Source organism: Pseudomonas sp. FW300-N2F2, from assembly GCF_017351655.1.
Taxonomy (GTDB): domain Bacteria; phylum Pseudomonadota; class Gammaproteobacteria; order Pseudomonadales; family Pseudomonadaceae; genus Aquipseudomonas; species Aquipseudomonas fluorescens_AA.
The window spans coordinates 3,368,324-3,391,620 of record NZ_JACNDQ010000001.1; the positions used below are offsets into that span (position 1 = coordinate 3,368,324).

Below are 23,297 nucleotides of genomic sequence, written 5' to 3' on the forward strand. Positions count from 1 at the left end.
CTTGTTGAGCCGAATCAGGCCTTTTCAACCAGCATGCGCCCGACCATTTCCATGTGCAGGGCGTGGCAGAACCAACTGCAGTAGTACCAGTGCAAGCCGGCCTTATCGGCGGTGAAGGTGATGGATGAGGTCTGTTGCGGGCTGATTTCCATGCTGGCGCCATGGTTGGTCATGACAAAGCCATGGCTGACGTCCTCGATCTGGTCGATGTTGGTGATCGTCACGGTCACCTCGTTACCCTGCTTGACGGTGAATTCCGTCAGGCCATAGGCCGGCGCCATCGAGGTCATGTACACCCGGACCTTGTTGCCGTCGCGGATGACCTTGTTGTCGGTTTCCAGGTTGATGCCGTCTTTCTTCGCCAACTCCACGGTGCCGGCAAAGAACGGATCGTTGCGGTTCCAGATTTTCTGGGTCTTGATCTGGTCGCGCCGCGCAAGAATGCAGTCATGGGGTTCGGCGAAGGCCGGGCCGTCGTGCACCAGCTTCATTTCTTCACCGGAAATGTCGATCAACTGATCGTTCTCCGGGTGCAATGGCCCGGTGGGCAGGAAGCGATCCTTGGAGAACTTGCACAACACCACCAGCCACTTGCCGTCCGCCTCGCTGGTTTCGGTGAGGGACGCGTGGTTGTGGCCGGGCTGGTACTGAACGTCGAGTTTCTGCTTGATGTAATTGACCTTCTCGCCCTTGTAGGCGCGAATGGCCTCGTCCATGTTCCACTTCACCACCTGGCTGTCGATGAACAAGGTCGTGTAGGCGTTGCCGCGCCCGTCGAAGGTGGTGTGCAACGGCCCCAGTCCCAGTTCCGGTTCGGCGACGATCACTTCGCGCGGGTCCTTGAAACGGTCGGCGAACAAATCGTCCAGGCGGTCGATGGCGATCATCGAGACCGTGGGCGACAGCTTGCCATTGGCGATGAAGTACTTGCCGTCCGACGAGGTATTGAGCCCGTGGGGGTTCTTCGGTACCGGGATGTAGCGGGTAAATTCTGAATCTTTACCATCGGTTTTACGACCATCGACGACCGGCACCTTGGAGCCGTCCAAGGTGATGAATTTGCCGGCCTTGATCGCCGCCTCGATCCGCGGGATGTTGAACACCACCACCCAGTCGCGCTCGTTGCGCATCATGCCGCCCAGGTCATAGGCCTTCTCCGAGTTGTAGCAGGTACTGGCGGCGTACTTGCCGGTGTAGTCGGCGTCGGAGTTATCCAGGTTGCCGTCGACGATCACCTGGAAGGCCATTTCCATCTTCTCGGCATCGATGGCGTTGAACATCGTGAAGCTGTTTTTGTCTTGCAGGTCGAAGGTATGGCCGTCATTGGGGTGCGGGATCACGAACTCCGCGTTGGCGAACACGTACTTGGTGTAGGGCACCTTCTGCAGGCGCAGACCGTGGATGGCTTGTACGTTGGGCACGGTGAGGATCTTGTCGCACTTCATGATGTCCAGGCGAATGCGCGCGACCCGGGAGTTGGCCTTGTCGTTGATGAACAGGTATTTGCCGTCGTATTTGCCGTCGGTCATGGAGATGTGCGGGTGGTGGCAGTCGCCATTCTGGTACTTGGCGCTGTCACCGAGGATGCGCTTGCTCTCGTTGGTCAGGCCCCAACCGGTGGCCGAATCGACGTTGAACACCGGGATACGCATCAGCTCGCGCATCGATGGCACGCCCAGCACCCGCACCTCGCCCTGATGACCGCCACTCCAGAAACCGTAATATTCATCGAGTTCACCGGGGCCGACGTGGATCTTGGACTTGGCCTCCTTGGCCGCCGCAGCCCAGGACTCACGGGTGAACGTTCCGGCCCCCAGCGCCGTCGCGCCGGCCAGCATCGCCCCCGTTACCGCTCCGGTGCCGAGAAAACTGCGCCGGCTGACACCCCGGGGTTCTTCTACCGCGTCAGGGGTTTGGTCTTTTTTGTCGCTCATGCTGTGTGCTCCATGAAGAATGAAACGGTCAAGGGACAGGCCATTGGGGTGCCTCAAGGCGCCGGGTTTACCTGCACCACGGGAATCAGTTGCGCATCGGTCACGGTCGCCTTGCCGCGCTTCTTGCGCTTGTTGATCAGCGGCGGGCATTTGTTTTCGTTGTGCCAGGTCATCTGGCAGTCGAGGCAGTAATGGCATTCGTTGGCATTGATCCGGCCATCGGGATGAATCGCCTGGATCTCGCATTCCTTGGCGCACAGTTGGCAAGGGTTGCCACACTCCTTGCGGCGCTTGAGCCAGTCGAACAGCCGCAACCGAGTCGGCATCGCCAGGGCCGCGCCCAGCGGGCAGACGTAGCGGCAATAGACTTTGCGGGTAAACAGGTTGATCAGCAGCAGGCCCACTGCGTAGGCCACGAACCACCACTGGCGGTCGAACCTGAGGGTGATGGCGGTCTTGAACGGCTCCACTTCGGCCAGTCGTTCAGCGGTGGCCATCGACTCCAGCGAGACACCGAACAGCGCCAGCAAAATGATGTATTTGATCGCCCACAGTCGCTCGTGAACGGCGAACGGCAGCTCGTATTGGGGCACCTTGAGCTTGCGCGCCAGTTCGTTGATCAACTCCTGCAACGCGCCGAACGGACACAGCCAGCCGCAGAACACCCCGCGTCCCCACAACAGGATGCTGCCGGCGGTGAACACCCAGAGAATGAAAATCAGCGGATCGGTGAGGAACAGCTCCCAGCGAAAGCCTTCGAACAGTGCGTGGACGAAGGTCAGTACATTGACCACCGACAGCTGCGCCAGCCCATAGCCCCCGAGAAACACCACGGTGAACAGCAGGTAACCGCGGCGAACCCAGTGCAGCAGCTTGGGCCGCCGGGCCAGTGAGTCCTGGAAAAACAGGATGGCCGTCAGCACCAGTAGGGCTGTGCCAAGCACGCTGATTTCGACACTTTTCTGGTACCAGAGCGTCAGCCACATCGGCCGGCTGGCCTCCTCGGCGGCCGCCAGTTGCTCGGCGGTGGGCAATGGTCGTTCCAGGTAGGGCTCGGGCAGTTGATAGGCCAACTCGAAGCTGCTGAAGGTACCGCTGACCGGGCCGGTCTGGCGGCGCACCAGCAGCTCCAGGTTCCAGGGCAAGCCGGGGTCGAAACGGTGGGAGGCGCGGATGATGAAAATCGCCATTTCATCGAAGTCCGGCATGTCGTCGAGGGCCACATCATCAAGGCGCTGGAAATCCAGGTCGCGAAAGCTGATGGTGTCGCCCGATTGGCGCAGCTGCACCCGGTCGAAAATACCGCCACGCACATATCCCGAGCCCTTGAAGGAATAACGCCCGCTGCCCATCACCGCGATGGCCTGTTCGCCCGACTTGAGCTCGGCCATCAGCGTGCGGTATTGCGCCTCGCCCAGCAGGTTGCGGCCAATGGTGGGCGGGTTGAGGTGGGTGGTATAGAGGTCGATGAAGGTGTCGTTGACTTGGTCGCCGCTGGCGGTTTCGACCTGCTCGGCTTCGGTGCCCTTGAAGGACGCATCGACCTGGCCGCGGGTCAGGTGCAGGCGACGGACAGCGCCGTTGCCGGTCAGGGTCTTCCAGTCGGCGGGCTCGTAGATATCCGCGCGCACGCGCGCCGGCGCCACGGCCAAGCCTGCGTCACTCTTGACCAGGCCCAGGGACACCGCGACATCGTGGGCAGCGCGCATGATCACTTCGTTGACCACCATCGCCGTCACGGTCGCGCCGGCGATCGCATCGACAGTCACCGCATTCTGGTCGCTGGAATGGCCAACCACCACCCGCTGGTTGACCTTGATGCCGCTGTAGCGCGCGCTGAAAGCGTGGAGTTTTTCTTCGGCGATGCCGATCAGCAGAATCGGTTCGTGGTGTTCCAGCACATAGGCGTCGAGGATCACGCCAGCGGGATCGAGAATGACCTGGACATTGATCGGCTTGCCGGAATAAGCGGGAATGTCCACCACATCCAGGCTCTGGAACACATAGCCCACGACCTTGCCGGCAGCGGACAATTTGCGAACCTTGAAGGAGCCTTCGGGCTCGGAGATCGAGTCGGTCTGGTTCAGGACGTGATGGATGCGCTGTTGCGGGATGTCACCGTAGTCCTTGGCCTGGGCGATTCCGGCGAACATCAGCAGGAGAACGAACAGCCCGGGGAGCCAGGAGCGGGATGAGTACAACATCACAGAGGGACGGGTCATGAGCGCCAGGGCTTGAAGACAGGATCTTGGCGGTCATTGTGGGGGCTGTCCCTGGTTTGGCCCCTTGATTGAAATCAACTTGGAAGACTTAACCCTGAATCCGTGAGCAGCCAGATGAAGACATCTTGTGTGGCGAGGGGACAAGCTCCCTCGCCACACAAGCAGTTCAGCAGTGTGTCCCGGGCTATCTGTGCTCAGCGCAACCCATGGGAATAGATGCGACCGTCATGATTGTCGTACCAATTGCCATTGGCCCAGAACACCCGGTCCTGCGCCGGTTGAAAACCAAGGACGCCCAGGTAACCGCCGATGGCGAGGCGCTGCCAGGAGCGGCCCCAATCCTTGGAATAAAACACCGCATCAGCGGAGATGTTCGCGTCCGACCACCAATAGAGCCAGCGCGGTGGATGGTGATTGCTGGTGGTGTTGATCAGCAGGGTGTTTTGCCCCATCCAGAAATTGCTGCCACGCACCTGGCTATCCGACGCCAATGGCGCGAACACACTGGGCAGGTCGCTCAACGGCGTCCAGGTCAGCGCGGCGGTATCCAGTTCGGCGACCACATCTTGCCCGCGCTCCCCCTGGTCAATCAGTCCAATCACCCGCCCGGCATCGTTTCGTAGCAGCTTGCTCACGAACAGGTTGTCGTCACGCTGCCTATCCACTACCTGCCACTGCCCTGCCTTGGCCTGCAACCGGGCCCGTGTCGTGACATTGACCGCGATATTGTGGCTGACGCCATCGGGATGGCCACCCCAGAAGCGTTGGGACACCCAGATAAAGGCCGTCTGTGCATCCAGTTGCAGGACATGGGTCTGGGTTTCCCCCTGTTCGCCTGCGTTCGTGCCCCAATCAGTGATGTCAGGACGTTTGCCGCGGGCATATTCGGCGGACACCAGCAGCGACTCGGGCGCCATTATCGGCGAGCTGTTCGCACCGCGATCGGCCGAGTAAAAGACGCCGGTGGAAACGGCTGTCGGTTTTTCCTCATCGCTGTCTTCATCCGCCACGTCCGGTGTGCCCACGGCCCAGACTTCATTCGAGCCGTGGAAATAGGGAACCAGGTTCCAGGCCAACGAATCGGCCTCGGGAAACCAACCCTTGGTCAACCAAGTCCAGCGTTGGCCTTGATCATCACTGCGAAGAATCACGGTTTGATCGGGCTCATGGGTATTCGCCGTTTCAGGCCGACGCAGGCCCGTGAGCAGGAATACACTGGTCCCGTCGGGGCTGGTCACAAGACAAGCGGCGCCGCTGACATGGGCCACGAGCTGAAATTGCCCTTGAGCATCCAGGCGGGAAATGAAGGAAGTTTCCTTTTCGGCACGAGAGAACAATCGGGCAAAGGTCCCGGGCTCCTGCGGCTCTTCAGCCTCAGCGGGATTGCCATAGACCACCGCATCCAGGTCCACGACATCAGCGGACGGTTCAAGCGTCTGGGCCTCTTCCTCCAGGCGCCCCACCAGCCAAGTCCCCTGCGGTGTCACCGTCACGCCCGTGCAATACTGGGTCATCGCCCGCAAGCGGGTATCCTTCACGGCGCCCAATTGCTGCTGATCGGGGCTATCGCCACCCCACTCCAGCTTGGCACTGGTGATCATCCACATGTACCACAGCGCCGCGCCGGCCAGCAGAGCGAAAAATAATCTAGAGAGCAGTTTTGAACGAGGCATGGGGAGGTCCGTATCCGGGGGAAAACTGCGAAGCTTTTCTCATCTCTTTTGTCCGGAGTAAATTTTTATCGCACGAGAATGGACGAACCCGGTCGCATAATTGTCAACGCTGTGACCCAGCTTCCATTCTCTGCGTGACGCCGCTTCACCTGAAAGCCCCATGCGTTAAGCAGACGCCCACAAGGAACGCTCCATGCCCGCAAGCTCCGGCCCCGCCACCGCCTCTTCATTGCCGCACGTCACCGGTTTCGTCCGGGTGCGTGGCGCCCGCGAACACAACCTCAAGAATGTCGACGTGGACATCCCTCGCGATGCCCTGGTGGTATTCACTGGCGTGTCGGGTTCCGGCAAGTCGTCGCTGGCCTTCTCCACGCTCTATGCCGAAGCCCAGCGTCGTTACTTCGAATCCGTCGCGCCTTATGCGCGGCGCCTGATCGACCAGGTGGGCGTACCGGACGTGGACAGCATCGAGGGCCTGCCGCCGGCAGTCGCCTTGCAGCAACAACGCGGCACCCCCAGCGCACGTTCATCCGTGGGCAGCGTCACTACCCTGTCGAGCCTGATTCGCATGCTTTACTCCCGCGCTGGCAGCTACCCGGCCGACCAACCCATGCTCTACGCCGAGGACTTCTCGCCCAACACGCCCCAGGGCGCCTGCCAGGAATGCCACGGCCTGGGCCGGGTCTATGAAGTGACCGAAGCCTCCATGGTGCCAGACCCATCGCTGACCATCCGCGAACGCGCCGTGGCTGCCTGGCCCATGGCTTGGCAAGGCCAGAACCTGCGGGACATCCTGGTGACCCTGGGGTATGACGTCGACATCCCGTGGCGCGACCTGCCGAAAAAACAAAGGGACTGGATTCTCTTCACCGAAGAAACTCCCACCGTTCCCGTCTACGCCGGACTGACGCCGGCCCAGACCCGCGCCGCCCTCAAGCGCAAGCTCGAACCCAGTTACCAAGGCACGTTCAGCGGCGCCCGGCGCTACCTGCTGCACACCTTCATGCATTCCCAAAGTGCCCAGATGCGCAAACGCGTGGCGCAATACATGCGCGCCAGCCCGTGCCCGGTGTGCGAGGGCAAACGCCTCAAGCGCCAGGCGCTGACCGTGACCTTTGCCGGCCTGGACATCGCCGAGCTGTCGCACCTGCCGCTGCTTGAACTGGCCGAGGTGCTCAAGCAGGTCCTGGCGCCCGACTACCTTGCACAGGCCGAAGAAACGGGAGAAGTCCTCAGTCACCGGCAAACCCGCGAGGCCCGTGAGCAACGCGCCGCCAGGGGCGACAATCCCCATGCGGGCGGGCCCGACGCCCGCCACACACCCAACCTCTCCCTGGAGAAACGCCTGGCCGCCCAACGCATCGCCGCCGAGTTGCTGGAGCGGATCGTCACGCTGATCGACCTGGGCCTCGGCTACCTCGCCCTGGAACGCAGCACGCCGACGCTTTCGTCCGGCGAACTGCAACGCCTGCGCCTGGCGACCCAACTCAATTCCCAGTTGTTCGGCGTGATCTATGTGCTGGACGAACCCTCCGCCGGCCTGCATCCGGCCGACAGCGAAGCGCTGTTTGGCGCCCTGCAACGCCTCAAGGCAGCGGGCAATTCCGTGTTTGTAGTCGAACATGACCTCGATACCATGCGCCGCGCCGACTGGCTCATCGACGTGGGCCCGGACGCTGGCGAACAAGGCGGCAAAGTCCTCTACAGCGGTCCGCCGGCAGGCCTTGGCCAGGTGCCTGAATCACGCACCCGCGCCTACCTTTTTGGCGAAGAACACTCTGCGATACGCAGCCCACGAGCACCCAAGGATTGGCTGCGCCTGGAAGGCATCACCCGCAACAACCTCGACAACCTGAACGCGGCCTTCCCGTTGGGCTGCTTCACCGCCGTCACCGGCATCTCTGGCTCAGGCAAATCCAGCCTCGTCAGCCAGGCCCTGCTGGATCTGGTCGGCGCGCACCTGGGCCAGGCCAGCCCCAACACCGAACCCGACGAGCAAAGCCTGGAAGACGAACCCGTGCAAACCAGTGCCGGGCGCGTTGTCGCCGGGCTCGATGCGGTCAAGCGGCTGGTCCAGGTAGACCAGAAACCCATCGGCCGCACCCCGCGCTCCAACCTCGCCACTTACACCGGGTTGTTCGACCACGTGCGCAAACTGTTTGCCGCCACAGAACAGGCGCAGGCACTGGGATTCGATGCCGGGCGGTTTTCCTTCAACGTCGCCAAGGGGCGTTGCGAAACCTGCGAAGGTGAAGGCTTCGTCAGCGTGGAGTTGTTGTTCATGCCCAGCGTGTACGCCCCCTGCCCCACCTGCCACGGCGCCCGCTACAACCCACAGACCCTGGAAGTTCGCTGGCAGGGCCTGGACATTTCCCAGGTGTTGCAGCTGACCGTGAACCAGGCACTCGAGGTGTTTGCCGAACAAGCGGCGGCCAGGCGTTCGTTGCAAGTGCTGCAAGATATCGGACTGGGCTACCTGCGCCTGGGGCAACCGGCCACGGAGCTGTCCGGCGGCGAAGCCCAGCGGATCAAGCTGGCGACAGAACTGCAGCGCAAGGCCCGGGGCGCAACCTTGTATGTGCTGGATGAGCCGACCAATGGGCTGCATCCCCAGGACGTGGATCGCTTGCTGGTGCAGTTGAATCGCCTGGTGGAGGAAGGTCATACGGTGGTTGTGGTGGAACATGACATGCGGGTGGTGGCGCAGAGTGACTGGGTCATCGATATCGGCCCGGGGGCTGGAACCCAGGGCGGAAACGTGGTGGTTTGCGGGGCTCCGGAGACGGTGACGAAATGCCGGGAGAGTCGAACGGCAGCGTTCTTGAAAAGGGCTTTGCGAGGTGAAAAATAAAGGTTTTTTAATGTTTCTCGCTGTTGCGAAAAAGCTGTCTATACTGTCCTCCAGTTAATCGTTTCAGTAGTCGTAATTAACTACAACCTCAGGGGCAAAGGGCTGAGGTTACACAGGCAAGGACGCAAAATGACATTATCTCAATTGAGAGAGCAGGCATTACACGGCGGCATGAGGGGGTATTATCGCGCGCTGAAGCGAACCCCGATGAACTTGAAAACCCCACCCGATACTCCAGCCCCTTTCGCGGCCCCGATAGCGGTCACAAAGCAGCGTGAGGGTGTTGCTGCCAACGCTGTAAAACTTCCCTCCTCCGCTTGGCGAATATCAACGTGAAGCCTTTGCCACATACAGGTATTCACATTAATATTTTTCGAGCGCGCCCACTATGCTCAAGCCCATTTCAAGCCAACTGCTCAATTTAATTCAAGAGGTGGAGAATAATATTCCAGGAAAAAGCCACGAAGAGTACACCGAGATACTCGGCTGGATATTCTCGAAACTAGGGCTTGAAAAGTTTGCTTATGTTCACTTGGAGCCCATGTCCTTCGACAATTCAAAAGTCTCCATCCACAGCAACTATCCTGCCGAATGGGTGGACACCTACCGCAAGAACTCACTGCACAAATCAGACCCTGTGATGGCCAACACAGCCATTACCGCCATGCCTTTCTTCTGGGATGAAATCCCACAAGAAATCGACAATAATCCGGAAATATTTGATCAATCCGCGTCCTATGGCATCAAGCAAGGGTTCACTGTTCCGATTCATGAGCCCGGCAGATCGTTCGGCTCCGTTCACCTGTCTTCGGAAGAAAATGATCCCGATTTCCCAACCATAGTCAGGGAAAACATATTCATTATTCAAACGCTCAGCTTCATCGCCAACCAGCACCGCCCGGCTGAGACCGTTGTCGAGAGCACACTCAAGCTATCGCCCAGGGAAATTGAATTCCTGCGTTGGCTTGCGCTTGGCAAAAACTATAAGGAGATCGGTTTGATCATGAATATCACCGAACGAACAGTGAAATTTCATGCCAAGCAAATGACTGAAAAAATGGAGTGCACCAATGTCAAGCAAGCCATGTTCAAAGCGGCGCAGTTGAACCTCATCTAAATAACGCTTTGCGTTAAAGCTTACTTACCGCATAGCCCTGGCACCGCCCGCATTCGACGCCATCAGAACACAATCAGACGAAATTCACCTGGGATGCGATATTGAAAAGCATGCCACAGGCGAATAACCCAATCACCAGAGAAATGGCTCGATTTAAAAATCGTCCAGATACAATCGCGTGAAATTTTCGACCACAAAAAGCGCCAGCTGCGATCCACACAAGCCCTACCGGAAAAATAATGGCTGTAAATAGCAGAATGAATGACAGCCAATTCTCCAGCGACAGGAATGTGCCCGCCGGCGCAACGAAGGAAACAAAAAACAACCCCTTGGGATTTGTCAGCGTTGCCACAAACAAATCCGGAACGGTAATACCCGTCGTTGCACCAGGCGCATGCTCTTTGACCGAGAACCAAAGTTTCAAGGAAATATAAAACAGAAAACACACGGCAAAAATCTTGGTAGCGATCACCACCCACGAGTGATCGGTCATCAGCAAGTCAATGAATACCCCCCACATCGTCATCTGAATAACGTATGCCAACCACTCGGCTGCGACGAAGCGCATCGAACGCGTGTTGAACCCTCTACTGATGCCAGCTTGCAACAACAATGAATTCGTCGGTCCCGGAACCAACAATACGGTCAACAACGAAAGCGCAATATAATTCATAGCATCCATCCATATCAGAAGCCTGTACGGCTCATTTTCAGGGTCAGATCAATCCATCATCTTTCCACATGACTTCAAGCACAGTGACATGAAGCCAGCCATTTCAGTCATACGAGGTCATACAACCAACTTAAATAGAGCAATCACACTAGACCAACATCAATCTGCCACATACCAAAACCCACTCGCCTATCGATATTTCTTGGATTCACATCCGATTAATCAACCCGCGAAAGAAAGTCACCATACCCATGGCCAGATGACCGTTTGCTTACAGAGATTGGACTCTATCTGAATACGTCAATTTTTTGAACATATCAATATCAATCAGTTACGCTTGATATTTTTATCATCGTCAAAAAAACAACAAATCGAGCCTATTTCGACTCATGTAATTCCACCCAACCAACACCCGGTCGCCAGCATGCCGAACCTATACTTTTTTGGATTCGCAGCGATACAAATCCACAACTAACAAGCTCACCAACAACTATAAGCCGCTCACAAAACTGCACCCACTAATTAGGCTGCACACTCTATAAATCAAAGACTGTACTTTAGGACAGTTGAAATACCGTAGTGCAAAGTTAACAGTAGCTTCACCTGCAGCCAAGAAGTCGCATCCATGAACTACTCCCCATGCACCTATGGATTTTCCGGCGTATCCACCAGCATCGTAAGCTACTCAAAAATCCCCCTTAACACCCTCGAACAAATACTGTCCATTCGCAAACTCGCTTTCATCGATCGAAAGAAGTGGGACATTGAAAGTTATCAAGGCAGCGATTATGAGTGGGATGAATACGACGACCCCGACGCGCTCTATATCTACGCCCATGAAAACGACCGCGTCACCGGTTGTGTTCGACTACGCCCCTCCAGCAAACCCACACTGATGAGCGGCCCCCTGAATTTTATCCTTCCAACCGAAAAAACCAGACCGCACTTGGATCACTGTTGGGAAGCCACAAGATTTGCACTTTCAACCAATAATTTCTCCACGGGAAAACTCACCCGAGCTAATGTAGACATTCGCACAGCGGCACTTTTCCTGTCAATGATTAAGTTCGCCCAACAACAAAAAATTCACGCCTATGAAATCGTCGTAGACACCCTGATGGAAAAAATCCTGAAGCGTTCTGGCTGGCCAATTGAAAGACTCAATACGGCATTAGGCTCGAAGGGAGAACACATAATTTACGGCACTTTGCCATGCACGCTTAAAACTTATGACGAGGTCCTCAGCAAGAACGCCATCAACAGAGCAACGGTACTTACCAACCCCCTCATGACACACCGCTCGTCAGATACACTCCATAAATCCTTGGATACTGCCCAGATACTCCCTGCTCGAAATATTCCGGCAAAGATACCCATGCACACTGAGCTGCAGCTTTAATCAAATAATTGGATGATTTTGGAGAAAGGATGAACCTACAACGATTATTCCCGCACGTTGGCAAAGTCATTGCCAGTACAGGCAGTCGCAATTTTCCGCGCATGTTGCACGACCTGATACTCACGGAAATACCCGTGGATGCAACACATATTACCGAACAACGGATCGGCACAAGTAATATGTCTGAACCCAGCACCTCCAGCATAGGCTGCGTCGGCCTCGACAACGCCTGCGTCGGTGCGCTCATGGACAGCCACACCGCCAAGCCCTTTTTCCTGGCCGACGACATACTCTTTGAAGATGCAGCATCGCAGAAAATACCCAACTTTTCCCGCTGCCTGCTTAAATGCGAGCGCCCGGAAAAATCCCCCGGCCACAGCACGACGACGCAATTACACCTGGCCACCCGAAAGAATGGTCGTCGTTATGTGCTGTCCATCTATCGATCGCCTCTTTCAAAGGGATTTACCGCACAAGAACATGCTTTATTGAAAGATTTCTCCTGTCTTTTATTGCCCATGGTCGAGGAGCACGTGGCAGCCCTTGTTCCACCTGAATCTACTCGGCAGGACCCTTTCCTGGCATTGGACGCTTCGGAAAACGGCGGCATGGAAGCACTGCGCCAAAGGTTCGCCGATCGATTGTTACTGTCAGGATTGAGTCTGTCCTCTCGCGAAACGGAAGTGTGCGTAGGTTTGCTGGCCGGACGCACTGCCCCCGAACTTGCCGAGCAACTGAACCTGAAGGTCAATACAGTCGAAAGCTATTTGAAGCGCGCCGCGATAAAGATGGGAATTGGTGGACGTCGTTCGCTGATCCGCTGGATGCATTCGATGGATGCAACACCGGCTCACCTGGAATGGAATGGCAATAGCCCGATCCAACAAGCCGTTTAAACCCACCCCCAACGATTGCTCGTTCAATGACCGAATCGAGTACTTGTTGGGGGAATATTGTTTCCCTCAAACTTCCTCTACCGCCCCCTCTTCCATCGGCGATCGAGTGCGACGCTTCAGCCATTCAAGCGCATCGTCCACGTAAGTGAAAATCACCGGTACCACCAGCAGGCTCAACAACGTCGACGTCAGCAACCCCCCCATGACCACCACCGCCATCGGTTGCCTGAAACTCGGGTCTTCGCCCATTCCCATCGCCGTCGGCAACATCCCGGCCCCCATCGCAATGGTGGTCATCAGGATTGGGCGGGCGCGCTTGTGGCAAGCATCCACCAACGCATCGTATCGACCCAGGCCATAATCGCGGCGAGCCATGATGGCGTACTCCACCAACAGAATGGAGTTCTTGGTCACGATACCCATCAACATCAATAAGCCGATGACCGATGACAGGGAAAAACTGAAGTTGCACACCAGCAAGGCCAACAACGCGCCACCCAGCGAGAGCGGCAAGGCCGAAAGAATCGTGGCCGGTTGCAAGAAGTCGTGAAATAACAACACCAGGACTGAGTAGATACAAAACACGCCGATGGCCATGGCCAGGCCGAAGCTGGCGAACAACTCCGCCATCAACTGCAGTTCGCCCTGCTCCACCAGTTTCACTTCGGCTGGCAAGTTGCGCATCACCGGCAGTTGGCGGGCCTCGGCCATGACCTCGCCCAGGTTGCGACCGTTGAGTTCGATAGACAGGGTGACATTGCGCAGGCGATCCAGTCGGCTGATTTGCGCCGGCCCACTGCCCATGCTGATGTCCCCCAACGAGGCCAGGGCGACCTGGCCGTCTCGACCGGTTACCCGCAATTGGCTGATCGCCTGCAAGTCGTCGCGCAATAGCGAATCCATGCGCACCCGCACGTCCACCTGACGCTGGGATAAATTGATCTTGCCCAGTTGCGAGGAGTATTCGCCGTAAGTCGCCATGCGCAAGGTATCGGCGATGTCCTGGCTGGTGATGCCCAATTCCGCTGCCCGGGCAAAATCCGGCCGCATCTGGATTTCCGGTCGTTGCAAGGCGCTGCTGGACGAGACATTGCCGATCCCGCGCAACTCACGCAACTGGGGCTCAAGCGCGCTGGCCGTGCGCTCCAGCAAATCGCCGTCATCGCTGGCAAGCACGATATTGAGCTTCTTTCCGCTGCCATCGCCACCGACATTGACGCGCACTCCCGCAAGTGTGCGCAACACCTGGCGCATCTGGGCTTCGACCTCCATCTGCTTGCGGTCGCGGGCATTGCGAGGCACCAGTTCCACCGTCAGGATCGCATCGCCGGCGCCAGTGATATCACCAGGCCCGACGGCCGAACTGCTGGCGGTCCCCACCGAGCTGAACACATGCTTGACGTCGGGGAGTTCGCGCAGCCGTTCGCTGGCCTGCAAGGCCATCGCGGTGGTGTACTCCAGTGTCGTTCCCGGCGGCAGCTCCAATGTTATCTTGCTGCGGCCAGTGTCCTGCGCTGGCAGGAAGCTGGTGGGCAGTAACGGAACCAACGCCAGAGCCCCGACGAAGCACAGGGCGGCCAGGCCCATCGTCGTCTTGCGCCGAGTCAGGCTGGCGTGGATCCAGCCCAGGTAGCGGGTCATCAACGGGCTGTCATGGTCGGCTTCATGCCTTGCCTTGAGGAAATAAGCCGCCATCATCGGCGTCAGCAGCCGCGCCACCAGCAGTGAAAACAGCAGCGCCGCCGACGCCGTCACACCGAACTGGCGGAACAGCTTCCCGGCGATCCCCCCCATGAACGCCGTGGGCAGGAACACTGCGACCAGGGTCACGGTCGTGGCGAGCACCGCCAGACCGATTTCATCCGCAGCCTCGGTGGCGGCCTGAAGCGGAGTTTTGCCCATGCGCAAGTGCCGCGCGATGTTCTCGATCTCGACGATGGCATCGTCCACCAGCACACCGATCACCAACGCCAGGGCCAGCAGGGAAACGGCGTTGAGGGTGAATCCGGCCAGGTACATCACGCCAAAGGTGGGGATGATCGACAGCGGCAGTGCCGTGGCGACGATGAGCGTGGCGCGCCAGTCCCGCAGGAACCACCAGACCACCAGCACCGCCAACAGCATGCCTTCGTACAGCAAATTCATCGAATCGTGATAGTTGGCGAGCACGGCCTTGACCGTGTCACTGGCTTCAACGATCTGCACGTTGGGATGCTGCTGTTCAAACGCGGTCATGGCCTTGCGAACGTCATTGGCGACGCCGACATCGGAGAATCCCAGGGAACGGGTGACCTGGAAACCGATCACGGGCCTGCCATCGCGAAACGCCCGGGTGCTGCGTTCGGCGTGGGTGTCGCGAATGTCGGCCAACTGCCCCAGGGCGAGCAGGCGACCGTCGCCGCTGGGAATGTCGATGGCAGCGAGGGCCGCCGGATCGTCAATGGCACCCAGGGTCCGCATGGCTTGCTGGCCGCTGCCCAGATTGCCCTGGCCGCCGGAGTTGTCCTTTTGCATCGCCCGTAACTGGTTGGCGATGTCCGTGACGCGAATGCCCAGGCCCGCCATCAGGGCCGGGTCGAGATTGACCTGGACTTCCCGGTCGACGCCGCCCATGCGTGCGATCATTGCCACACCGGGCACCGCCAGCAGCTGTTTGCTCAACTCATTGTCGACGAACCACGACAACGCCTCTTCATCCAGGTTATCGGAGTCGATGACATAGGTGAGCAATGCCGAGGCGCTGGTGGTCAGCCGGGAAACCGAGGGTGTGTCCAAGCTCGCCGGCAACTGCGCCATGGCGCTGTCGACCGCGTTACGCACTTCGTTGAGCGCCTCGTTGCCATCCTTGTCGATGTCAAAGCTGACGCTGATATTGACGGCACCGTCGGTGATGCTCGTCGTCACGTGCTTGAGCAGGCGCAGGGACGTCAGCTTGTCCTCGATCTTGCGCGCCACTTCCGTTTCCAGTTGCTCCGGGGCCGCGCCTTCCAGCGAGGCGCTGATCACCACCACTGGCAGGTCCATGTCCGGGAAATCCTGGATGGCGAGCTTCTCGAAACCCGACAGGCCAAAGAGCGTCAGCAGAATGAACAGCATGACGGCCGGGACCGGATGGCGGATCGACAGGGCTGAAATGTTCATGGCTGGGCGACCTGGGATTGAACGAGGGTCACACGCGCACCATCGTTGAGGAACGCACCGCCAGCTCGCACGATTCGGGCAGGCTCATCGAGGCCGCTGAGAATCTCCACGGCCTGATGCAAGCGCCGGCCGACCACTACCGGTCGCTGGACCACGTGCATGTCGTCATTGAGCGTGAACACATAGGAACGTCCGTCCCGCAGGATGACGGCAGTGTCTGGTACCGTGACGGCCTCGCGGGGCGCCAATTCGATCTGGCCGCTGGCATACATACCAGCCTGGGCGGCGCTGTCGGTGGGCAGGGAGACGTAGACCAATCCCCGGCTGGTCTTGGTATTCAACGTGGGCGATACCAGCCGCACGCGCCCTTCCAGGCTCTGGCCGTCGGGCAACGTCATACGGGCGACCTGGCCTGGCTGAACCTGGGCCAGTTGACGGGCATCCAGCTCGGCCTGCCATTCGATGCGGCCATCGCGCACCATGCGAAACAGCTCGTCGCCGGCGGAGAGCACCTTGCCAAGCAGCGCCGTGCGCGCCGAAATGATGCCATCGTCCACGGCGAGGATGCGGGTTTGTCCGAGCCTGATCCGCGTGCTCTGCAATTCGGCACGGGCGCCGGCTAGGTCAGCCTCGGCGAGTGCGACCTTGATCCGGTAGTCTTCACGCTGTTGCTCCGACAAGGCCCCGCCCTGCCCGACGACCCGGGCCCGACGATCATTGGAACGGGCCTGCTCCAGGTTGGCGCCGGCCTGGGCGACGAGCGCCTTCTGCTTGTGCTCTTCGGCAACCACCGTTTCGCTGGCCAGCGTGGCCAACAGTTGACCCTTCTTCACCCGGCTGCCCACATCGGCCTCGATGCTGGCGATGCGCAGGTTGCTGGTCTCGGCATTGATGACCGCTTCCTGCCAGGGGGCGAGCGCGCCATTGGCAAACAGTAACTGTGGCCAGACCTGGCGTTGCGCCTGGACGACTTCCACGCTCAAGCTGCTGACCGGGGGGGCGGCCTCGACCGGTTCGGCGCCCCGGCGAAAATAGATCAACGCCACCACGATCGCGCACACCGCGATCGCCAACGCGAACTTGCCTGGTCGCGACCTCACGCGCCGTCTCCGTCTGATGCCCGACTCCGCACCAGGGGCTGATCGGCTTGCCAGCCGCCCCCCAGTGCCTTGTACAGGGCGATCCAGTAGCGCACTTGATTCTGCTGCAAGGTGATCAATTCAATCTCGGCTGTCAGCGCCTGGCGGCGTGCGGTTTCCCGGTCCAGCAGGCTGACATTGCCGGCCTGCCAACTGCGATCGATGGCCTCGAAAGACTCCCGGAAACCTGCGGTGGAGCGCTCCACATCCGACTCCCGGCGACGGGCCGCATCGAGACGAACCAGGGCCTGCTCCACTTCCATCACACCGGTGCGCAGCGTTTGGCGATAGACCGCCAGGGCCGCGTCATACGAGGCTTTGGCACCCTGCGCCGCGGCGCGCCGCTTGCCACCGTCGAACAGCGGAACCGACAGCACCGGGCCCAGCGACCAGGAGCGGTTGCGCTGGCCCACCATGGTTCCCACGGAAATCGTCCCGGAAAGACTCAGGCTCGGCAGGCGATCAGCCTGGGCCACGCCGATCTCGGCATTCGCCGCTGCCAGCTCGCGCTCGTCGGAGGCGATGTCCGGGCGCTGGCGCAGCAAGTCGGCCGGAACCTGTTGCACATTGAGTTCCGCCGGCTGCGGCAGTTGCGCCGGCGTGTGGCCCAACATCTCCAGCAGTCGCCCTTCATCACTGCCTGTCAGTGCCACCAGGCTCTTGAGCAGCACCTGGCATTCACTCTGCTGCTGGACCAGGGCCGCGGCGCTGCTGGCGGCACTGGCATCGGCCAGCGCGGCATCGGCAGAGGACGTGAAGCCCGCCCCGAACGACTGGCGCGTCATGCGCGCGGTGTCTTGTTGTGACTGGGCCTGGTCACGGTAGGCCAATACCAACTTCTGGCAGCCCCGGTATTGCACGTAGTAATCACCCACCTGGGCCGCCAGGGAAACCCTCGCGTCATGCCAGTCATCCACCCGTGCTTCGACGCGGGAGTTGGCGGCTTCATTGTTGCGGCGCAACTTGCCGAACAGATCGAGTTCCCAGGCGGCATCCATCGCTGCGGAAGAGCCTGAGCCCCCCTGGCGCTGCGAACCGGTCTGCTGCCCACCTCGGCCACCGGAGAGCCTGGCGTCGAACTTGGGCAAGGCATCGGCGGCGTCACTGTCGGCGGTCGCACGGGCCAGCGAGATATTCGCCCAAGCCTGGTCCATGGACGGGCTATCGGCTTCGGCCAGGCGCAACAGCTCGGCCAATGCCGGGTCATCGAATTGCCGCCACCAGTCGGCCAACGCGGCCACGGACGCGCCATGGGGCACCGGCGCCTGCCACTTGGCGGCGATCGGGACGTCTGGCACCCGATAGTCAGGGCCCAATACGCAGCCACTCAAGGCCACCGCACACAGTGTCACCAGCAATATGCTCTCTGGAGGCTTGAAGACATGCATAGGGTTCTCTAGGGGTGTCAAAGGTGAAAACAGCAAGGCACCCGGCACCGGCACAACTCAGGGAGATGGCGGATTATTAACGATGGCTTGATGAGGCTCGTATGGCAGTTATTTAACCTTGCGCCCGTTCCAATGTCTGGCGTGGAAATTGGGGACAGGTGCCGGCAGGAAAACTCGCGATAACGACGGGGGCCTGTTGAAATGTGCCCGACCTGCCCAGTAATGGCTGCACTTGCTGTCGAGCATGAATGGCCCCCGCTCGGTTCACGTTCCATAGCCAATGGATGATCGAATATGGAAGCACTCACTTACCTCGAAAACGTCGAGTCGAACGCACGTACCTATGCACAGACTTTCCAGCGCCTGTTCGTCAGCGGCAAGGGCATGCGTATCAAGGATGCCAGCGGCCAGGAGTTCCTCGATTGCCTGTCGAACGCCGGGACACTGGCCCTGGGGCATAACCCGCCCGAAGTCCGGGATGCGGTGATGCGCTTCCTCGACAGCGATCAGCTGCAGCAGGCACTGGACCTGGCCACGCCGGCCAAGCATGCGTTCGTGCAGGAGCTGTTCTCGATGCTGCCTGCGCAAATGCGCGACACCAGCAAGATTCTCTTCTGCGGGCCCAGCGGTTCGGACGCCGTCGAGGCCGCCATCAAATTGGCCCGCCACTACACCAAGCGCTCGCCATTGATGGCGTTCCACGGCGGCTACCACGGTATGACGGCCGGCGCACTGTCGGCGATGGGCAAGCTGTCCCCCAAGACCGGCGATGGCCTGATTGCCCAAGGCACGCACTTTCTTCCCTTCCCCTATCGGTTTCGATGCCCGTTCGGCACCAATGGCGAGCATACCGATCAACTGTCCATCGACTACATCCGTACCGTCCTCTCGGACCCGGAAGGCGGCATCGCCAAACCGGCGGCGGTCATCGTCGAGGTGGTGCAAGGCGAAGGCGGCTGCATCCCGGCCTCGGCCAACTGGCTGCGGGCGCTACGGGAAATCACCCTCGAGCAGGACATCTTGCTGATCGTCGATGAAGTCCAGACCGGCCTGGGTCGCACCGGCAGCACATTCGCCATCGAGCACGCCGGCATCGTCCCCGACATCCTGGTGCTGTCCAAAGCCATCGGCGGTGGCTACCCACTGGCGGTGATCGTCTACGCCGAACATCTGGATACCTGGGGCCCCGGCATGCATGCGGGGACCTTCCGCGGCAATCAGGTGGCGATGATTGCCGGCGCCGCCACCATGCAGCAAATCCGCAGGGACCATCTCGTCGCCCATGCCGCCCGGATGGGCGAACGACTGGAAAGCGGCCTGCGGGACATCGCGCAGCGTTTTCCATTCATCAGCGACATCCGCGGTCGCGGGCTGATGATCGGCGTGGAAATCACCAAGCCGGCCGATAACCAGCACGTCGGCCAGGCTGACGGCGCCCGGGCACACGCCATCAAGCTCAACTGTTTCGACAATGGCTTGATGATGGAAACCGGTGGGCGCCATGGCGCAGTGCTCAGGTTCCTGCCGCCCCTGACCATCACCGAGACCGAGGTCGGCATGGTGCTGGACCGCTTCGAACAGGCGGTGAGGAAGGTCGGCGAGACTCGCCCGCATGCGGCACGCGTAGCGGTATAAGGCGCCAGGCACACCTTATGTGGCGAGGGAGCTTGCTCCCTCGCCACAGGGTTCCATACCTGGCTTCAAGCCTGGGTAGCCCGGATCAATCCCGTGCCAGTGCATTGATCGGATCGAGTCGCGCGGCATTGCGCGCGGGCACGAAGCCGAACACGATTCCGATCAGGGTCGAACAGACGACAGCGGTGACGATCGATCCCACCGAGAACACCATCTGCCACTCCTTGACGAAGATCGAAAAGACGTAGCCGATACCAAACGACAAGGCGATGCCAATCGTGCCCCCCATCAGGCACACCATCACCGCCTCCACCAGGAACTGCTGGCGGATGTCGGACTGGCGTGCACCGACAGCCATGCGGATACCAATCTCCCGGGTACGCTCGGTCACCGAGACCAGCATGATATTCATTACACCGATGCCACCGACCACCAGCGAGATGATCGCAATCATCGAGAGCAGCAGCGCCAGCGATTGACTGGTCTTCTGCACCGTTTGCATCACACTGTCGAGGTTGTAGGTGAAAAAGTCCTTGATACCATGCCGCTGCTCCAGGAGCTTGACGACGTTATCCTCCACTAATTTGCTCGGTTGCCCGTCCTTTATCCGCACCGTGATGCTGTCCAGGAAACGCTGGCCCAGCAACCGACCAGCGGCGGTTTCATAGGGCATCCAGATGTTCAGGTTCTTGCTGGTGTTGAAGACGCTTTTGCGGTCTTCGGTCACGCCGATGACCGTGCAAGGCAGGTTGTCGACGAGAATCACCTTACCCAGCGGGTCTGTGTGCGAGCCGAACAGTCTGTGGCTTGTGTTGTGGTCGATGACTACCACTTGCGATTGCCGCCGGGCATCGTCCTTGCTGAACGCCACACCCGAGCCGATCTTGATTCCGCGAACCTGGAAGTAACTCGCGCTCACACCGTTGACGGTCGCATTGACATCGATGTTTTCATAACGCAATAGCAGGTTGCGACCCAGGTTGGGCGTCGCACTGTCGATGTAATACTGGTCGCCCAGGGCGGTCACATCGGACAACACCAACGTTTCGATAGCCGTCGAGCGACTGTCCCCCCAGTCGGACCCAGGCATGATTTCGATCGTGTTGCTGCCGATCGCCTGGATGTCCTTGAGGACATATTGCTTGACCCCTTCGCCAATCGCCACGATCGATACCACCGAGGTGATACCGATAATGATGCCCAACATGGTCAGCAGGGTTCGCATTCGATGCGAGACCAGCGCCACCCAGGCCATGTTGAATGCTTCGCTGAACAGGCCGAAGCTGGCGAGCAGGCCGTTCGTGGGCTTGACCTTGGTCGGGCGTGTGTCTTGTGCCGGCAGATCTTGCAGCGGCCTCTGCGGATTGGGACGATCACTGACGATTTCACCGTCGCGGATCTCGATGATGCGCTGGGCGTGAGCCGCCACTTTCTCATCGTGGGTCACGATGATGACCGTATGCCCCGCCGCATTGAGCTCCAGCAGGATCTTCATGACTTCCTTGCCACTGGTGGTGTCCAGCGCACCGGTGGGTTCGTCCGCCAGAATGATCTCGCCACCATTCATCAGTGCCCGAGCGATACTCACCCGCTGCTGCTGGCCACCCGAGAGTTGACTCGGCCGATTGCTCAGGTGCCCCACCAACCCCAAGCGCTTCAACAGGTCCCCGGCACGGTTGTGGCGCTGCGACTCTGCGGCACCGGCGTAAATAGCCGGCATCTCGACGTTGTGCAAGGCGCTCAGGTGCGGCAGCAAATGGTAGCGCTGGAAAATGAAACCGAAGTGGTCGCGCCGCAACCTGGCCAGTTCACGGTCATCCATCGAACCGGTTTCGCGCCCGTCCACCTTATAACTTCCGGCGTCCGGATGATCGAGGCAGCCGAGTACATTCATCAAGGTCGACTTGCCGGAACCGGAAGCACCGGTGATCGCGACCACCTCGCCCGCATTGATCGTCAAGTTGATGTTCTTGAGCGCTATGAACGCCTTTTCGCCCGCAAGGAAACTGCGGGTGATGCCCTCGAGTTCCAACAGTGGTCGCGTCATGGTCAGGCTCCTGCCACGGCGGGGGTCGGCTCGCCGATGACAACCTTGTCACCTTCAGCCAGGCCATCCTTGATCTCGGCCCTGACGTTGTTGTTGATGCCCGTCTGCACGTTGCGCGGCTGAGCCTTGCCTTCGGCATCGAGCACGCGGACCACGAAGCTGCCATCCTGGTTTTTCGCCCCCAGCGCGGCGACGGGAACCGTCAACACATCCTTGGCTTTGTCCAAGACGATACGAACCTGGGCAGTCATGGAGATACGCAGGCGATGATCGGGGTTCGGCACATCGAAGAGGCTGTTATAGAACACCGCGGTGTTCTGTTTGGGCGCCCCGGCTGCCTGGGTTTCGAGGAAGTTCTGCGGCGCAGGCTCGGTGCCTCGCAGTGTGGCGTAGTAGCGCTTTTCCGACTCCCCCAGGATGGTGAAATACACCTCTTGGCCGGGAACGATATGAATCACATCGGCCTCCGATACCTGCGCCTTGACCGTCATGGTGTCCAGGTCGGCGAGCTTGAGCAGGACCGGCGCCAGTTGCTCGGCGATCACCGTCTGGCCTTCCTGCGTCACGATCCCCACGACATAACCGTCTATCGGCGCGACGATGTGGGTGTAGGCCAGGTTGACCCGTGCGGTTTCCACCTGGATACGGGCGTCCTTTATCTGCGCATCGAGAGAGAGCAGGTTCGCCGCTTCCACCTTGTAGTTCGACTCGGCAGTCTCGTACTCCTGCTTGGAGATCGCGTCGTCCGGCTGCAGTTTTTTGTAGCGGTCATAGGTGGCCTTGGCGTCCTTGAGTTGCGCCGCCGTGGCCTGCCGCTTGGCCATCAGGTTCTCTTCGTTGACCTGGGTCTGGCGCAATGAGTTCTGTGCCAGCATGGGGTCGATTTCCGCCAGCCACTGGCCCTTCTTGACCTTGTCGCCCAACTTGACCTTGAGCGATTTAAGCTGGCCCGATACCTGGGCACCGACGTCGACCTGCTTGACCCCCTGGAGCGTCCCGCTCGCCAACACCGAGTTCTCGATGTCAGCCCGCTCGACCGTGGCAGTCAGGTACTCCGGCGGTTTGCCCGGCGATTGCGCGCTGTAGAAAATCAGACCGGCCACCACGACCAGTACGAGCACGATAGCGATTTTGCGAAACTTCGACTTTTCCATAAATAACCATGAGTGCGTTGATTTCAGA

At 59.6% G+C, this 23,297-nt stretch carries 14 protein-coding genes; 5 read left to right on the top strand and 9 right to left on the bottom strand.

Annotated elements, in window-relative coordinates:
* Nucleotides 1-14: 14 nt before the first annotated feature.
* From nosZ to J4E63_RS14525, 3 genes are all read right to left on the bottom strand, one after another.
* Nucleotides 15-1,934, bottom strand: a complete 1,920-nt coding sequence (nosZ, locus tag J4E63_RS14515; RefSeq protein ID WP_207282418.1) for a TAT-dependent nitrous-oxide reductase — start codon at nt 1,932-1,934, stop codon at nt 15-17.
* A gap of 53 nt (nt 1,935-1,987) precedes the next feature.
* The gene (nosR, locus tag J4E63_RS14520; RefSeq protein ID WP_207282510.1) at nt 1,988-4,138 is read right to left on the bottom strand and encodes a transcriptional regulator NosR; all 2,151 of its coding nucleotides are present in this window, start codon (nt 4,136-4,138) and stop codon (nt 1,988-1,990) included.
* Between the two features lie 212 nt (nt 4,139-4,350).
* On the bottom strand, nt 4,351-5,829 hold the full coding sequence (locus J4E63_RS14525; RefSeq protein ID WP_207282419.1) for a hypothetical protein: 1,479 nt from the start codon (nt 5,827-5,829) through the stop codon (nt 4,351-4,353).
* A gap of 193 nt (nt 5,830-6,022) precedes the next feature.
* On the opposite strand from J4E63_RS14525, the gene J4E63_RS14530 reads away from it, so the two are divergent.
* Nucleotides 6,023-8,680, top strand: coding sequence for an excinuclease ABC subunit UvrA (locus tag J4E63_RS14530; protein ID WP_207282420.1), 2,658 nt, complete (start codon nt 6,023-6,025; stop codon nt 8,678-8,680).
* A 388-nt stretch (nt 8,681-9,068) separates the two neighbouring features.
* Nucleotides 9,069-9,797 (top strand): LuxR family transcriptional regulator, encoded by a 729-nt coding sequence (locus J4E63_RS14535; protein WP_207282421.1) that lies wholly within the window; start codon nt 9,069-9,071, stop codon nt 9,795-9,797.
* 73 nt (nt 9,798-9,870) lie between these two features.
* Here J4E63_RS14535 and J4E63_RS14540 read toward each other — a convergent pair whose 3' ends face one another.
* Entirely contained in the window at nt 9,871-10,470 is a 600-nt protein-coding gene (locus tag J4E63_RS14540) for a LysE family translocator (RefSeq protein ID WP_192260496.1), read from the bottom strand.
* 625 nt (nt 10,471-11,095) lie between these two features.
* On the opposite strand from J4E63_RS14540, the gene J4E63_RS14545 reads away from it, so the two are divergent.
* Together J4E63_RS14545 and J4E63_RS14550 are read left to right on the top strand one after the other, a co-directional pair.
* The gene (locus J4E63_RS14545; protein WP_207282422.1) at nt 11,096-11,869 is read left to right on the top strand and encodes an acyl-homoserine-lactone synthase; all 774 of its coding nucleotides are present in this window, start codon (nt 11,096-11,098) and stop codon (nt 11,867-11,869) included.
* 29 nt (nt 11,870-11,898) lie between these two features.
* Entirely contained in the window at nt 11,899-12,765 is an 867-nt protein-coding gene (locus J4E63_RS14550; RefSeq protein ID WP_207282423.1) for a helix-turn-helix transcriptional regulator, read from the top strand.
* Nucleotides 12,766-12,831: 66 nt separating this feature from the next.
* On the opposite strand, the gene J4E63_RS14555 is transcribed toward J4E63_RS14550, so the two are convergent.
* From J4E63_RS14555 to J4E63_RS14565, 3 genes are read right to left on the bottom strand one after another with little or no spacing between them, the layout of a single operon-like run.
* Entirely contained in the window at nt 12,832-15,906 is a 3,075-nt protein-coding gene (locus J4E63_RS14555) for an efflux RND transporter permease subunit (protein ID WP_207282424.1), read from the bottom strand.
* On the bottom strand, nt 15,903-17,006 hold the full coding sequence (locus J4E63_RS14560; RefSeq protein WP_404943327.1) for an efflux RND transporter periplasmic adaptor subunit: 1,104 nt from the start codon (nt 17,004-17,006) through the stop codon (nt 15,903-15,905). Before J4E63_RS14560 ends, J4E63_RS14555 begins: the two co-directional genes overlap by 4 nt.
* On the bottom strand, nt 17,003-18,433 hold the full coding sequence (locus J4E63_RS14565; protein ID WP_207282425.1) for an efflux transporter outer membrane subunit: 1,431 nt from the start codon (nt 18,431-18,433) through the stop codon (nt 17,003-17,005). The genes J4E63_RS14560 and J4E63_RS14565 overlap by 4 nt, the downstream gene beginning before the upstream one ends.
* Nucleotides 18,434-18,727: 294 nt before the next feature.
* On the opposite strand from J4E63_RS14565, the gene J4E63_RS14570 reads away from it, so the two are divergent.
* Nucleotides 18,728-20,068, top strand: a complete 1,341-nt coding sequence (locus J4E63_RS14570; protein WP_207282426.1) for a diaminobutyrate--2-oxoglutarate transaminase family protein — start codon at nt 18,728-18,730, stop codon at nt 20,066-20,068.
* Between the two features lie 85 nt (nt 20,069-20,153).
* On the opposite strand, the gene J4E63_RS14575 is transcribed toward J4E63_RS14570, so the two are convergent.
* Both J4E63_RS14575 and macA read right to left on the bottom strand, forming a co-directional pair.
* On the bottom strand, nt 20,154-22,115 hold the full coding sequence (locus J4E63_RS14575; protein WP_207282427.1) for a MacB family efflux pump subunit: 1,962 nt from the start codon (nt 22,113-22,115) through the stop codon (nt 20,154-20,156).
* A gap of 2 nt (nt 22,116-22,117) precedes the next feature.
* Nucleotides 22,118-23,269: a macrolide transporter subunit MacA gene (gene macA, locus J4E63_RS14580; protein WP_192260503.1), complete on the bottom strand. Its 1,152-nt coding sequence runs from the start codon at nt 23,267-23,269 to the stop codon at nt 22,118-22,120.
* Nucleotides 23,270-23,297 lie beyond the last annotated feature (28 nt).

What these genes read in the sequence shown, in the direction of transcription:
- J4E63_RS14565 (WP_207282425.1), bottom strand. Translation starts at nt 18,433, where the DNA reads ATGCATGTCTTCAAGCCTCCAGAGAGCATATTGCTGGTGACACTGTGT.
- macA (WP_192260503.1), bottom strand. Translation starts at nt 23,269, where the DNA reads ATGGAAAAGTCGAAGTTTCGCAAAATCGCTATCGTGCTCGTACTGGTC.
- J4E63_RS14555 (WP_207282424.1), bottom strand. Translation starts at nt 15,906, where the DNA reads ATGAACATTTCAGCCCTGTCGATCCGCCATCCGGTCCCGGCCGTCATG.
- J4E63_RS14525 (WP_207282419.1), bottom strand. Translation starts at nt 5,829, where the DNA reads ATGCCTCGTTCAAAACTGCTCTCTAGATTATTTTTCGCTCTGCTGGCC.
- J4E63_RS14535 (WP_207282421.1), top strand. Translation starts at nt 9,069, where the DNA reads ATGCTCAAGCCCATTTCAAGCCAACTGCTCAATTTAATTCAAGAGGTG.
- J4E63_RS14575 (WP_207282427.1), bottom strand. Translation starts at nt 22,115, where the DNA reads ATGACGCGACCACTGTTGGAACTCGAGGGCATCACCCGCAGTTTCCTT.
- J4E63_RS14530 (WP_207282420.1), top strand. Translation starts at nt 6,023, where the DNA reads ATGCCCGCAAGCTCCGGCCCCGCCACCGCCTCTTCATTGCCGCACGTC.
- J4E63_RS14570 (WP_207282426.1), top strand. Translation starts at nt 18,728, where the DNA reads ATGGAAGCACTCACTTACCTCGAAAACGTCGAGTCGAACGCACGTACC.
- J4E63_RS14545 (WP_207282422.1), top strand. Translation starts at nt 11,096, where the DNA reads ATGAACTACTCCCCATGCACCTATGGATTTTCCGGCGTATCCACCAGC.
- nosZ (WP_207282418.1), bottom strand. Translation starts at nt 1,934, where the DNA reads ATGAGCGACAAAAAAGACCAAACCCCTGACGCGGTAGAAGAACCCCGG.
- J4E63_RS14550 (WP_207282423.1), top strand. Translation starts at nt 11,899, where the DNA reads ATGAACCTACAACGATTATTCCCGCACGTTGGCAAAGTCATTGCCAGT.
- nosR (WP_207282510.1), bottom strand. Translation starts at nt 4,138, where the DNA reads ATGTTGTACTCATCCCGCTCCTGGCTCCCCGGGCTGTTCGTTCTCCTG.
- J4E63_RS14540 (WP_192260496.1), bottom strand. Translation starts at nt 10,470, where the DNA reads ATGAATTATATTGCGCTTTCGTTGTTGACCGTATTGTTGGTTCCGGGA.